Here is a 13643-nt window from a genome sequence, read left to right on the forward strand (position 1 = left end):
TGATTTCTTCCCGACCCCGTTCTCAGTGAAGCCATGAGGCGGCCCCAATAAAGTCAAATTTGAAACGTCTAACGTACTTAGTTGTCCTGCGGTTGTGTTTGGTCGTGAGTTGACGGGCTGTTTATCGGGTAAAGCAACCGCAAAATGATTAGAATGGGCGGGAAGAAATGAGCCATAACCAGGCTGTCGATGCGACGCACGACGAACCGAAAATTGAAGGATTGCAACCGGGTGCCAAGCTTCTGCGAGGCCAGTATGAGATCCTGCGCTTTATCAGCAATGGCGGCTTCGGGATCACGTATCTGGCCCGTAACAGCCTCGAGCGCGAGGTTGTCATTAAAGAGTGCTTCCCAGGAGCTTTGTGCCAACGCGATGGCGACCTTGTCGAACCGATCGACCCTGCACACAAAGAAGACTTGCGGGCCATCATTGACCTGTTCATTCAGGAAGCACGCAACCATGCACGATTGGTACATCCCAACATCGTAGATGTGCACCAGGTCTTCGAAGACAACAACACAGCCTACATCGCCATGGATTACATCCGGGGCTGTGACCTGCTGGACTACGTCGAAAACCCCGAAAACAAAACCGGACCGGACTTTATCGTATCGGTCACCGAAAAGATGCTTTCTGCGGTGTCATTCATCCACCAAAGCGGAATGCTGCATCGCGATATTTCACCTGACAATATCCTGATCGATGAAAACGGTGAGCCCGAGCTGATCGATTTCGGCGCGGCCCGCGAGCAGGCCGCAAACCAATCTGCTGCTTTGCTGACCCTGCGCGTCATCAAGGACGGATATTCACCGCATGAGTTCTATGTGCGCGGTGCGGAACAAAACCCAAGCAGCGACCTCTATGTTCTGGCGGCGACGCTGTATCATGCGATTAGCGGTGAGCGTCCAGTCGACGGGCAAACACGACTGAACGCGTTCAACAACAGCCAAAATGACCCCTATGTGCCTTTGGCGGGCCGCTACAAAGGTTACCCCAAGGATTTCCTCGAAGCGATCGACAAAGCGATGGAAGTTCACGCAACTGATCGTCTGCAGACCGCATTGGACTGGCTGCGCATGTTCCGGGGCCCGGGCGTAATGTTCGACACATTCGAATACCGCCCCGTCTCGGTCATTGTCGCAATGGACCGCAAGGACGAGGCCGCCGAAAAGGCGCGGATCAAGGCCGAAAGCGAAAACGCCGAGGCGGTCGTTACTGCGTTGTTGGCGGGGAACCCCGATATCGCCCTGGGTCACGAGGACAAAAAAGAAGACGAGCTCGCGACCTACAAAGCGCCCGAAGAACCTCCTGTTGCGGTCGATACCGTGGTCAAAAGCGGATCAGGTGGCGGAGCCAGATTGATGGCTGGCGCGGCATTTGTAGCTATCGCTGTGGCAGCTGGCGGCTTCCTTCTGCTGACCGGAGAAAAAGAAACGCAAGCTCCAGACACTTCGACCGTGGCGCCGACAATTGAGCCTGTCATCGCAGCCGTCGAACCGGTTGTCGAAGAAATTGAGGTAAGTTCCGAGCAAACACCCAAGCAGGTGGAACCAGAGCCAGAACCTGTCGAGCAGACCCTGGCTGAACCGGCTGCCATAGAAGAGGCTGAAGCCCCGGCAGCTGGTGCCCCTGCTCTGGAAACCGCAGTCGCTGAAACCCCTGTTGTTGAACCCATTGAGCCGGTTGTACTGGCTGAAAACCAAATTGAGTTTTCGGTTTGGGACGTGGATATCCCGTTCCAGTTTTCCAGACGGCGTGCCTCGACCGGTAACGTAATTGCCGTGACAGATGTTGACCCGTCGCTGGACCTGTCAATCGTGGGCGAGTGGGTGCAGAAGGGCGCGGCAATCTACACGCTCAACGGTGAACCCGTTCAGGCAGGGTCAAGCTTTGCCGCGCAGGTTCTGAACGATCCGAACGTGGATCCTGATGGCTACATTCGTGTCACTGCCCGTTATCGCTCGCTTGGCGAAACACGCGCTCAGAATGGGCTATTGGCTTTGCCGGCAACGCGGATGGTTGGCCTGGAAAACGGATATGGCTTTACGATCACGAACCCTGACGGAGCAGGATGGTCGACGGTTGTAAAAACAGTTCCTGCAGACGCTTCCGGGGACCTGCAAGCCGGTGACGTGCTGATGTCTGAAGCACAGACCAGCACCGTAATCGACACCCCGGAAAGCTTGAAGACGTTGTTGGCGTCCATGGTAGCCGATGGCATGCCACAAGCCCGCCTGACTGTTTTGCGCAATGGTGAACCCACCGATGCCGTCATGAAACTGGCGCAGGAGTAATCAACCCGGATCGTTTGTAACCCGCCAGTGTGTGTTTGCTGAGGGCCGTGTGGTGAACCACACGTCCCCGACGGGGACCGGCCCGTCGCGGAAAGTGAGAGTGACTTTGGTTTTCAATCATCAGTGCCCTTGCGCGATCCCGCGCAGAGGTGAGTAGCAGCCCACGGGTTAAAATCCCGTGCCGAGAAACAAAGGTGTCGTCACCATGTTCAAATACAAAAGCCCTCTCAGCCGGCTTCTCGAAGGTGCCGGCAAACCAAAAGAAAACGAAGCCGAAGACGCCGTCTCGGTAGACGCGGATAAACCTGAACCGATCGCGGATTTCAACGCGCTTCGTGTGGCTCTGGCCGGCAACAACATCCCGTCTTCAGACAGCTACGAGGATGCTGAGGATTTGATCCCTGAAGAGGAAATGTCCGATTTCTCCGAAGGTGACACAGATGAAACTGTCGACGCCGAAGAAGAGAATATTTTGGCCGACGTTGCCGCCGAAATTGATGATACGGCAGACATGGCAGTTGAGGATGCTGATCCGGTCGTTACGTTGCACGTAGCCACCGAAGAGGTTGCCGAAGAAGAGGAAGAAGAAATCGTCCTGTTTGACGCGACTCCAGAAGAGGCCATCGTCGAAGAAGACGTACAAGACGATGAGACCCCCGAGGAGCCCATCGTCGAAGTTGTAGCCGAAGACCCTGCACCACAGCCGGAAGAGGCCGAGGAAGTCGTCGTCGCTGAGACCATTGCGACGCCACCGGCCCCGGAGCCAGCACCCGCCGACCGTCGTGGGCGCGTGAAAACCACTTTCCTTGGTTTTGAGCGCGCAGACACGCACGTTCAGGATCTTATCGAAACCTCGGAACCCGTAGCCAAAGCGGAAACCGCGCAAGAGACGTTCCCCGTCGGTTGGTTGGTCGTTACTGCCGGGCCTGGCCGTGGATCGTGCATCACGCTGACCGAAGGATTGATGCAGATCGGCCGCAATGACGATCAGGCGATCCAGCTTGATTTTGGGGATACCGGCATTTCCCGCAGCAATCATGCCGTAATCGCCTACGACCCCGAGGATCGTAAGTGCTACCTGGGTCACGGCGGCAAGGCCAACCTGGTGCGCCTGAACGGGAAACCGGTTCTTAGCACAGTCGCGTTGGCAAGCGGTGACCTGATCCGCATCAGCGAAACATCTATCCGCTTCGCCGCTTTCTGCGACGAAGGCTTTGACTGGCGGGACGCTTAATAGATGCTGGCGACCCCTGCATACGACATTGCGCTGATACTCGATCAGGGTCAGCGTGAAACGCAGGAAGATGCGGTGGCCTCTCGCACATTCGACGGGGCCAACGCAGGCTATATCGTTGTTGCGGACGGAATGGGTGGACACGCCGCTGGCGAAGTCGCATCTGACCTTGTGATCAAAGCGTGGCACGAAGCTTTAGATGCGTATCTGGAAAGCGAAGCACCGTCCGAAGCGGACCTGATCGACGCCCTTCCACTTGCTGCAATGCAAGCCAATGCAGCAGTGGCAGCGTATTCGGACGAACAAGGTGAAGGGTTCAACATGGGTTCCACCCTTTTGGGTGTGCTTATGCTGGGTCGTCGGGTCTATTGGATTTCGATCGGCGACAGCCCCCTATACCTTTTCAGGGACGGAATTCTGCACCAGATCAACGAAGATCATTCGATGGCTCCGGCCATTGATGCGCAGTTTGCCAATGGCGATTTGACCGAAGACGAGGCCGCCAACCACCCTGACCGCAATCAACTGACTTCGGTCATCATGGGTGCGGCGATCCCCAAAGTGGACTGCCCCGAAGAGCCACTGACGCTCAGCGTTTCAGATGTGCTTTTGGCGGCAAGTGATGGGCTGCAATACCTCAGCAACGCTGAGATCCTGTCCATCCTCTCAGAAAATGCAAACGCCTTGGCACAGGATATTGCCGACGCTTTGCTTCAGGCGCTGCGCGTCAAGAATGACCCCGATCAGGACAATATCTCAATCGGTGTCGTGAAATTAACAAGAAACGAATGAAGGCAAAGCGACAGGACACATGAGACCTCATCTTATTATCTCCAGCCTTGCACTTGCGGCCGCAACTGGCGCGGCCTCTGCGCAAGAGGCATGCTCAACATACGAAATTCAACGCGGGGACAGCCTGCGCGAGCTGACAATCCAAGTCTATTCGACTGAAGACTTCAGCATCATCTTCGACGCAAACCGGGACGTGATTGGCAACAACCCCAACATAATCCGGGTTGGCGATATCTTGACCCTTCCATGCCTGGAAGACGTAGGGCGCGCGCCTGCTGCACCTTCGACCGAAGCCGAAGCCATGGCAGCCGAGATGGCATCCGAATTGGTCAAAGCCGCGGAAGAACGCGCGGCAAAAGCAATAGCCGACGCAGAAGCCCGTGTCGCAGCTGCGGAAGCAGAAGCCAAACAAGCAAGTCAAGACGCGGTAATTGCAGCCAAAGCAGCCGCCAAGCGGGAAATCGAGGCAGCCCGCAGCGAAGCCGCCGCCTTGATCCGAGAAGCCGACACTGGTGAAAGCCCCGAAATCCGTGAGCGTCAGCTGCTACTGATTACGGGCGGAAACTACGCCCCATTTACCGACGAAGCCCTGCCTAATCGCGGCTTGTATACGGATTTGGTGGAAACCGCGATGTTGCGCGCGGCACCGGAACAGCCTTACAAAATCCAATTCGTCAATGATTGGTCGTCGCATCTGGACCTTCTGATGCCAACACTGGCATTCGATGCAACCTTCCCTTGGTCGCGTCCGAATTGCGAAGAAGCCACGGCACTTTCGGAAAGTGACCGTGAACGGTGCGAGACCTACAACTTCTCGAACCCGTTCTACGAAGTCGTTGACACGTACTTTGCGCTAGAAGGCTCTGGTTACGAGACTACTCTGACTCATTCCGATTTTGTTGGCGCAACGATTTGCCGGCCCGAAGGATGGTCACTGTCGCATATGGATGCCGTCAGCTTGCATGAACCAATCATCGAGTTGATGCGCCCCGTTTCGCCCGATGACTGTTTTCACGCGGTCATGGACGGAACAGCCGATATCGTCGCGATCGAAGCTCATCTGGCAGAAGAAGCGATCGGACGTCTGGGCTATCGTCACAAGATTATCGAAAACCCCAACCTCGCGGCGATCAAGTCGCTTAACGTTATGACCCACAAAGATAATCCGGATGGGGAAGCGATCCTTGAGACGCTCAACCAGGGTCTTTCAATTATGCAGCAATCCGGCGAATGGCGCGACATCGTGTCGACCGCTCTGCGCTATCAAATGGAAAACGGCTAAGGCCAAAAACTAGCCTGACAAGAAAAGTCTGGAGGAAGTGGACATGTTTAACAAGAAACTGAAGAAAGCCGTACTTTCGGCAACTGCCCTAACAGCCCTGAGCGCCGGCGCCGCCGCCGCGCAAGAGGCATGCACCAACTACACGGTGCAAGATGGTGACACGATGGCAACCATCGCCATCGCGGCTTATGGTACCTCGAACTATCAGCCGATCTTCAACGCGAACCGCAACCAGATCACAGATCTGGGCGCGCTTGAGCCTGGTCTGGTTCTGGCTCTGCCCTGTGAGGATGGCAGCTTGCCCAACGGCCAATCCGCGCAAGAAATCATCGCTGAGCAGGAAGAACGCGCCGCAAGCGTTAAACGCACCAACGTCTACGCTCCGCCAATCAAAATGGTGGCGGGCAACGGTTGGGAACCTTTCACAACTGAATCACTGGGCGGCGGTGGCATCATGACCCGTCTGGCGACCACCAGCTTGCAGCGTGCAGGTAACAGCCGTGACTACTCGGTCAGCTTCGTAGATGACTGGAGCTCGCACCTGGATACGCTTTTGCCACTTGGTGCTTTCGACATCTCGATCGCTTGGACTGTGCCGGATTGTACAAACCGCTCGTATGAATGGTCTGCCGAAACCGAGGCCCGCTGCACACAATTCGTTGCAAGTGTTCCGGTCTATGACGTCGTTGGCGGTTTCTACACTCTGCCAGAAAGCGAATACACGAACGCCACGAGTTTTGCTGACCTTGAAGGTTCGACCATTTGCCGGATGCAAGGCTGGAGCATGGTCGTTCTGGAAGAGGTGGGCCTTAACCGTCAAAACAGCACCGTAATCCAGCCGAACTCGGCACGCGAATGTCTTGACGCCGTTCTGACTGGCACAGCAGATGTAGCCGCATTCGAAGTTGAACTGTTCGCTGCGACAATGAAAGACATGGGTTTGACTTCGTCCGATATCGTTGAAAACCCCTATGTTTCGACCCTGTCGTCGATGAGCTTCCTCGCACACCGCACCAACCCCTTTGCACGTGAATACATTGCGATGATGAACAAAGGGCTGGTCGAGATGCGTGAATCCGGCGAATGGTACGCGATCATCTCGGACACCCTGCGTGAGCAGAACGAAAAGCTGAACGCTGCATCGAACTAAACCTGCCGAGGGGACCAGAAGATGTTCTGGTCCCTTCTTGCAATCTATGACCACGGCCTACTGCCCTACGGGAAACCCCGAATAGGCAACAGCCACACCGACAAATAGATTGCGATCAACCCTACCGGAGAGGCTTCGACCTCCCCACTCACTCAAAAAGGGACCGACTTTGGGGGTCGGTCCCTTTTTAATTCTGGTAACACTTACCTCGTCTTGAAACGAGGTCGGCCGCTCAGACGATCAACGCATTCAGCGTTGCGCTTGGACGCATGACAAGTGCGGTTTTTGCAGGATCTGTGTGGTAGTACCCCCCCAAATCCGCAGCTCCGCCCTGTGCCGTCGCCAACTCTGACAGGATAGTCTCTTCACCGTCAGCAAGTGCTTTGGCCAAAGGTGCGAATTCGGCAGCCAGTTCCGCATCATCCGACTGGGCAGCCAATGCCTCGGCCCAATAGCGTGCAAACCAGTAGTGGCTGTCGCGGTTGTCAGGCTGCCCAACTTTCCGGCTTGGAGATTTATTGTTGTCCAATATCCCTTGGGTCGCCGCCTCAGCAGCTGCACCCAGAACGCCAGCTTTGGCGTTTCCTTTGCTGTCGGCCAAGAAGTTCAGCGATTCACCCAACGCACAGAACTCACCCATCGAGTCCCACCGCAAATGGCTTTCTTCGACCAATTGCTGCACGTGCTTCGGTGCCGACCCACCTGCCCCGGTTTCAAAGAGCCCACCACCGTTCATCAGTTTGACGATCGACAGCATTTTGGCCGAAGTTCCCAGCTCCAAAATTGGGAAAAGATCGGTCAGGTAGTCCCGCAGAACGTTGCCGGTAATAGCAATCGAATCCTTACCCGCGGTGATAGTCTCCAACGACTGGCGAGTTGCTTCACGCGGTGCCAGGATCAGGAACTTGTCGGCAACGCCTGCTGCTTCCAGCGCCGGTTTCACGTATTTGATCAACTCAGCGTCGTGGGCGCGGTTTTCGTCCAGCCAGAAAATCGCCTCAGACCCGGTCAGGCGCTGCCGGTCCATTGCAAGCTGAATCCAGTTCTCGATTGGCGCTTTCTTGACAGTGCAAGACCGCCAGATGTCACCCTGTTCCACATCATGCGAGTGTAGTGTTTCGCCATTGGCAAGAACGATCCGGATCACACCATCAGCGGGCGCTTCGAAAGTTGTGGGATGGCTTCCGTATTCTTCAGCTTTCTGCGCCATCAGACCCACGTTGGCGACGGCACCGGCAGTCGCAGGATTCAATGCGCCGTTGGCTTTGAAGAAATTGATCGTTTCATCGTAAACAGGTGCATAGCAGCGGTCAGGGATCACACAGTTTGTATCACCTTTCGCACCGGTCTCATCCCAACCTTTGCCACCCGCACGAATTACAGCGGGCATCGACGCGTCAATGATCACATCGGACGGCACGTGCAAGTTGGTGATGCCCTTATCGCTATCGACCATGTACATGGATGGACGGTCACCCGTGATTGCGTCAATGGCAGCCACGATATCCGCATTGCCAGCGACCCGTTCCAATAGGTCTCCCAGACCTGAGTTCGGGTTCACGCCCAAGGCATCCATCTCGGTGCCAAATTTCTCGAACACGGGGGCCAGCCACGCCTTGACCGCATAGCCAAAGATGATCGGGTCCGAGACCTTCATCATCGTGGCTTTCATGTGCAGCGAGAACATGGTGCCGTCTTTCTTGGTGTCTTCGATCGCATCTGCCAAGAAGGCAGACAGCGATTTGACGGACATGAATGTTGCATCGGCCACAGTACCTTCGGCCAACGGCCAACCGTCTTTCAGAGCGGTAACGCTGCCGTCTTTACCAACGAACTCGATCTTTGCATCACCCGCCTGCGCGGCAGTGATCGTCGCCGATTTTTCGTTCGCATAAAAGTCATTGCCCGACATGGACGAGACTTTGGTTTTGCTATCCGAAACCCATTCACCCATCGAATGCGGGTTCTTTTGGGCGTAGTTCTTCACAGCGCGCGCTGCACGACGGTCAGAGTTACCTTCGCGCAGAACGGGGTTCACGGCAGAACCTTTGATGGCGTCATAACGCGCCCGGATCGCCTTTTCCGCGTCAGTTGCAGGCTCTTCGGGGTAAGTTGGGATGTCATAGCCCTGCGACTGCAGCTCTTCGATGGCAGCCACCAACTGCGGAACCGAAGCCGAGATATTTGGCAATTTGATTACGTTCGCGTCAGGTGTCTTTACCAATTCACCCAGTGCAGCCAGATCATCGGTGATACGCTGATCTTCTGTCAGGTTCTCAGGGAAGGTCGCCAGAATACGCCCCGCCAGAGAAATATCTTTGGTGCCAACACTCACACCCGCGGCCGAAGCGAACTTGCGAATGATGGGCAGGAATGAGGCGCTGGCCAGCTCGGGCGCTTCGTCTACAATGGTATACAATATGTCGAAGTTCGATTTATCTGCCATATTCTTTTACCTTTTTTAAGCCTTTCGGGGCGTGCGATCCAAGAGTGTGCCACTTTTTCGTGGCGTGGGCGGGGCGCGTTTAACCTACCGCCCCAACGGTGACTCTGATTTGACAGGGTTTCCCTTAAATGACGTTTGGCTTGGGATCAATCGTATCAACCCGCGCATTTTGACACGTTTTGCGGAAAACCGCGTCATCCAGCGGGTTCTGCACAGAAATCAGACACCCCAAGTGTCGCTAAGCTTGTATCCGCCGGGCCAAGGGTCATCCGGGTCTAACATGTGTTGATGGGTCCCGGTGATCCAACCTCGACCGCTGATTTCAGGAATTATCGCGGGTCTGTCCGCCACAACGGTTTTTTCAACGATCTGTCCGGTAAAGCGCGATCCGATAATAGAGATCGCTTCCAGGGTTTGCCCAACGGCCAGTTGCCCCTTTGCCGCCATCAGCGCCATACGAGCGGATAGCGCCGTTCCGGTAGGCGAACGATCTACCTTGCCCGGCTGCACCGCAACCGCCGACTTGCTGGCAAACCCCGTTTCGGTTTCTTCAAGCGGGCCGCAAAACGCGCAGAAAGAGATATGCGACCAGTCCGGGTTTTCAGGATGATTAAATCCAAGCTGATCGGTAGCAGCATTGGTTATTGCAATTCCCGCACGCGCAATATCGCGGGCTTCGTCCTCGACGATGTCGAACCCCAGCTCTGTCGCATCGACCACAACGAAACTGTCGCCGCCATACGCTGTGTCTACGGTTAGCGTTCCCAGACCCGGCACTTCGAGTGGCACCCCGATCTGACCCGCAAAGCTGGGCACGTTCTGCACATAGATGCGCTCGGCTTTGCCTTGCCGACATTCGGCCCGAACGTGCACCAGCCCGCCGGGCGCCTCGAGCGTCAAGGTCGTTACGGGCTCTTGCATGGGTACGATTCCGCTGTCCAACAGAACGGTCGACACACAAATTGCGTTCGACCCGGACATTGGCGGATTGTCCTCCGGCTCCATGATAATAAACGCAGCGTCCGCCTCGGGGTGTTTGGGAGGAACCAACAGGTTTACATGCCGAAAAACACCGCCGCGGGGCTCATTCAGTACGAAGTTGCGCAAGGTCTGATCGCGTTCAATGAACGATCGCTGCTCCCACAGTGTTTGTCCCGGTGGTGGCAGAACACCGCCCACGATCACATCTCCAACTTCACCTTCTGCATGGGCGGAAATCACATGAACGGTTTTTATGCTGCGCATGCCCGCTCCTTAAAACCTGCTGGGGGCATATGGATGCGTTGAAATTGGATCAGCATCCCCGTCTACCATCGCACCAACCATCTCGGCTGTCCCGGCAGATTGGGTCAAACCCAGATGCCCATGCCCAAAGGCGTAAATCACATTGGACGCTTTCGGCGATGAACCAATGACCGGAAGACTGTCAGGCAAAGATGGGCGGAAGCCCATCCACTGCGTGCCACCCTCTGTATTCAAACCCGGCAGGAACCGAGCAGCCTTTTCCAGCAAAGTATCAGCACGTTTGAAATTCGGAGGCAGGTTTAACCCGCCCAATTCAACCGCACCCCCTACCCTAACGCCGCCATTGATCCGGCTGGCCACAAAGCCGTGGCGCGAAAAAGTCAGGTGCATGCGTAGGTCAAACGCGCCGGGCGGCAGGGTTGTGTTGTACCCACGTTCGGTTTCAAGCGGGATGTGATCGCCCAGTGTCCGTGCAAGATGATGTGACCATGCGCCCGATGCTACGACTACCTTTCTTGCATCCAGATCACCATCTTCAGTGGCGATACGAACCCCGCTTTCCAGCGCTTCGAGTCCCCAAATTTCCCGCGTTTCAATACGACCCTGACGTTCGCGAAACGCTTTGGCCAGGTATTCGACCCATTTTTTAGGGTCGACCGTGTTTAACCAGTTCGGGGTGTAACCCGCATGCGTAAAGCGCTTGCTGAGGCCCGGTTGCTTTTCTGCGATGGCTTCCGGGCTTTCCAGCAGCTCGAACGCGATACCATGGGCGCGTTTCAAATCCCACGTTGGTAGGCTGGCGCGAAACTCGGCCTCAGATTCATAAAGCTGCATCTGGCCGTCGCGCTGCATCATATGCTCGCCGTCCACCGTAGCAATAAGCCGATCCAAAGCCGCGCTGGACAGCTTCATGAGATTGGCTTGCGCTTCAAGCAGCGCGGTATAACGATGTGGTTGGCTGGCACGCCAGAACCGATACATCCAAGGCGCGATTTGCAGCGCATAGGACGGGGGTATGGACAAAGGCCCCAGCGGATCCAACAGCCATTTGGGCGCTTTTCGCATGATACCCGGTGTTGCCAGCGGCTCGACCTCGGAAAAGGCAAAAGCTCCGGCGTTCCCGGCTGATGTCTGGGCTGCCACACCGTCCTTGTCCAGAACCAGCACGGAATGTCCACGACGTTGCAGTTCCAGCGCTGTCGTAATGCCAATTACGCCTGCACCAATGACCACAATCTGGTCAGTCATAGTTCGATCCCCGCGCGGAATGGGTCCTGTTCCACAAAAACAAGTTTGGTTTCTGCTGTGACGAAAGCCTGGCCTGTGATCGACGGGATAACTCCGCCGTTTGAACCCGGTTGATAGGACAAAGTGTACGAACTGCCGATCACACTTTGCTGGATGATCTCTTCACCGGGGGCTAACACCCCGTCTGCAGCAAGGCACGCCAAAAGTGCCGAACACCCTGTGCCACATGGGGATCGGTCATAATTGTCGTCGGGACACAGCACAAAGTTCTTACCGTGTATATTATGGTCCGCAACGGCATCCTGAAAGATCACGTGATCAATCGGCTCTCCAAGCTCGCCACCGATACCTTGGGCGATCGAAGCCTCGCGGATAGCAACAGCCAAATCGGTAAGCGCCCGGATGTTTTCCGGTGCCACAGGCACAGGGCTGGGATCGACAATAAAGAACCAGTTCCCACCGTAAGCCACATCACCGATGACAGACCCATGTCCGGGAACATCTAGCGGCACATTGCGGTGCACGCGTCGGCTTTCGATATTCTGAACGGTTACGGTGTTTGCATCATGTAATTCGACCGTAACGACACCTGCCGGAGTTTCGATGCGGTGTGCTCCTATTCCAATGCGCCCCAGCTTAGCCAATGTGACTGCCAGACCAATCGTCCCATGCCCACACATACCCAGAACAGCATCGACGTCAAAGTAGATCACTCCGGTGACGCAGGACGGGTCAACGGGCTCAACCAGCAAGGCTCCGACCATTGCAGGTTGCCCCCGCGGCTCGAGCATGATGGACCGATAGAAAGCCTGAAACTCGGTGGCCAACCTTTGCGCCCTGCCCGCCAATGGACCGGAACCCAGATCGGGAGCGCCATCCAATATGACGCGCGTAGGCTCTCCTCCGGTATGGCTGTCGATTACATGCACTCGGCGATTACTCCACCCTGTTTGCTCCAATCTGCAAACCAAGTTTTAAACAGAGCATATTGCTGCTCGCAATAGATGCGCTGTGCGTCTGTCAGTTCATCGGTTTCGTTGAAATGCAGGCGGTATTCCTGTTCACCATTCAGCACCAGCAGATGCTTGTAGTAGAGAACCAAATCCGGGCCCTCATCAAAGCTCGACAAAACATGGATGGCTTCGGTCAACTCTTGCGCACGTTGTCGGGCCTCTGCATTCCCCTGTGCAGCTTTTTGGGAAAGTGCGGCCAACAACAAGGCTTCGCGTGGCAGCGCAGTACCGATACCGGTGATTGACCCGGTCGCACCGCAATTGACGAAGCCGTGATAGACCTCGGTGTCAACACCAACCATCAGCGTCACCTGATCATCCTGACTGGTGATGTTTTCAGCGGCGTACCGCAGGTCATCTTTGCCACCAAATTCCTTGAACCCAATCAGGTTGGGATGTTCTGCACGCAAGGCAAAGAACAGATCAGCGCGCGTGGCAAACCCATAATATGGGCTGTTGTAGATAATCGCGGGTACATCCGGCGCGGCAGACAGAATTGCTTTGAAGTGATGTTTTTGCGCATTTGGAGAGCTGCCCCGAGACAGGACACGCGGTATCACCATCAAACCAACTGCACCCATCGTTTGAGCATGCGCCGCATGAGCCACTGCCGATTTGGTATTGATCGCGCCCGTGCCGACCACCACTGGCAAACCGGCTCCTACCAGACATTCCACCCCTTCCATTCTTTGCTCATCAGTCAGCAAAGGCCAATCACCCATCGAGCCGCAATAAACGACCGCAGACATCCCCGCTTCGATCATTTGCTGACCCTTGCGTACCAAAGCTTCGAAATCAGGCAGTCGGTCTGCTGTGCAGGGTGTCATGAGTGCAGGCATCGTGCCCGAAAAGACATTGGTCGACATTGGCGTTTCCCTTTGTTTAACCGCAGGTGCGAGACACATGAGTGTCTCCTTTTTACCTGCGTTATCGGATATT

10 protein-coding genes are annotated in these 13643 nt (G+C 55.7%); 5 read left to right on the top strand and 5 right to left on the bottom strand.

Going from position 1 to position 13643, the window contains the following annotated elements:
* Nucleotides 1-167: 167 nt before the first annotated feature.
* The 5 genes from ACR0BD_RS06835 (at nt 168) to ACR0BD_RS06855 (ending at nt 6752) form a co-directional block, all read left to right on the top strand.
* Complete coding sequence (locus ACR0BD_RS06835; protein ID WP_480829595.1) at nt 168-2294, top strand: protein kinase domain-containing protein; 2127 nt, start codon at nt 168-170, stop codon at nt 2292-2294.
* A gap of 205 nt (nt 2295-2499) precedes the next feature.
* On the top strand, nt 2500-3528 hold the full coding sequence (locus ACR0BD_RS06840; protein WP_480829596.1) for an FHA domain-containing protein: 1029 nt from the start codon (nt 2500-2502) through the stop codon (nt 3526-3528).
* A 3-nt stretch (nt 3529-3531) separates the two neighbouring features.
* On the top strand, nt 3532-4320 hold the full coding sequence (locus ACR0BD_RS06845; RefSeq protein WP_480829598.1) for a PP2C family protein-serine/threonine phosphatase: 789 nt from the start codon (nt 3532-3534) through the stop codon (nt 4318-4320).
* A 19-nt stretch (nt 4321-4339) separates the two neighbouring features.
* Nucleotides 4340-5602, top strand: a complete 1263-nt coding sequence (locus ACR0BD_RS06850; RefSeq protein ID WP_480829600.1) for a type 2 periplasmic-binding domain-containing protein — start codon at nt 4340-4342, stop codon at nt 5600-5602.
* 43 nt (nt 5603-5645) lie between these two features.
* Nucleotides 5646-6752, top strand: coding sequence for a peptidoglycan-binding protein LysM (locus tag ACR0BD_RS06855; RefSeq protein ID WP_480696800.1), 1107 nt, complete (start codon nt 5646-5648; stop codon nt 6750-6752).
* A gap of 232 nt (nt 6753-6984) precedes the next feature.
* Here the strand turns inward: ACR0BD_RS06855 and ACR0BD_RS06860 are convergent, their stop codons facing one another.
* From ACR0BD_RS06860 to ACR0BD_RS06880, 5 genes are all read right to left on the bottom strand, one after another.
* A complete protein-coding gene (locus ACR0BD_RS06860) occupies nt 6985-9198 on the bottom strand; it encodes an NADP-dependent isocitrate dehydrogenase (protein ID WP_480829601.1) in 2214 nt (737 codons plus the stop codon).
* Nucleotides 9199-9417: 219 nt separating this feature from the next.
* Nucleotides 9418-10443: a trans-3-hydroxy-L-proline dehydratase gene (locus ACR0BD_RS06865; RefSeq protein ID WP_480829603.1), complete on the bottom strand. Its 1026-nt coding sequence runs from the start codon at nt 10441-10443 to the stop codon at nt 9418-9420.
* Between the two features lie 9 nt (nt 10444-10452).
* Nucleotides 10453-11691, bottom strand: a complete 1239-nt coding sequence (locus ACR0BD_RS06870; protein ID WP_480829604.1) for an NAD(P)/FAD-dependent oxidoreductase — start codon at nt 11689-11691, stop codon at nt 10453-10455.
* On the bottom strand, nt 11688-12620 hold the full coding sequence (locus ACR0BD_RS06875) for a 4-hydroxyproline epimerase (RefSeq protein WP_480829605.1): 933 nt from the start codon (nt 12618-12620) through the stop codon (nt 11688-11690). Before ACR0BD_RS06875 ends, ACR0BD_RS06870 begins: the two co-directional genes overlap by 4 nt.
* On the bottom strand, nt 12611-13570 hold the full coding sequence (locus ACR0BD_RS06880; RefSeq protein WP_480829606.1) for a dihydrodipicolinate synthase family protein: 960 nt from the start codon (nt 13568-13570) through the stop codon (nt 12611-12613). Before ACR0BD_RS06880 ends, ACR0BD_RS06875 begins: the two co-directional genes overlap by 10 nt.
* Nucleotides 13571-13643 lie beyond the last annotated feature (73 nt).

The sequence above is a fragment of the Ruegeria sp. G5 genome (assembly GCF_056533365.1).

Bases quoted from the DNA above. Each gene is read 5' to 3' on its own strand.
- ACR0BD_RS06880 (WP_480829606.1), bottom strand. From the start codon at position 13,570: ATGTCGACCAATGTCTTTTCGGGCACGATGCCTGCACTCATGACACCC.
- ACR0BD_RS06870 (WP_480829604.1), bottom strand. From the start codon at position 11,691: ATGACTGACCAGATTGTGGTCATTGGTGCAGGCGTAATTGGCATTACG.
- ACR0BD_RS06835 (WP_480829595.1), top strand. From the start codon at position 168: ATGAGCCATAACCAGGCTGTCGATGCGACGCACGACGAACCGAAAATT.
- ACR0BD_RS06850 (WP_480829600.1), top strand. From the start codon at position 4,340: ATGAGACCTCATCTTATTATCTCCAGCCTTGCACTTGCGGCCGCAACT.
- ACR0BD_RS06845 (WP_480829598.1), top strand. From the start codon at position 3,532: ATGCTGGCGACCCCTGCATACGACATTGCGCTGATACTCGATCAGGGT.
- ACR0BD_RS06860 (WP_480829601.1), bottom strand. From the start codon at position 9,198: ATGGCAGATAAATCGAACTTCGACATATTGTATACCATTGTAGACGAA.
- ACR0BD_RS06840 (WP_480829596.1), top strand. From the start codon at position 2,500: ATGTTCAAATACAAAAGCCCTCTCAGCCGGCTTCTCGAAGGTGCCGGC.
- ACR0BD_RS06855 (WP_480696800.1), top strand. From the start codon at position 5,646: ATGTTTAACAAGAAACTGAAGAAAGCCGTACTTTCGGCAACTGCCCTA.
- ACR0BD_RS06865 (WP_480829603.1), bottom strand. From the start codon at position 10,443: ATGCGCAGCATAAAAACCGTTCATGTGATTTCCGCCCATGCAGAAGGT.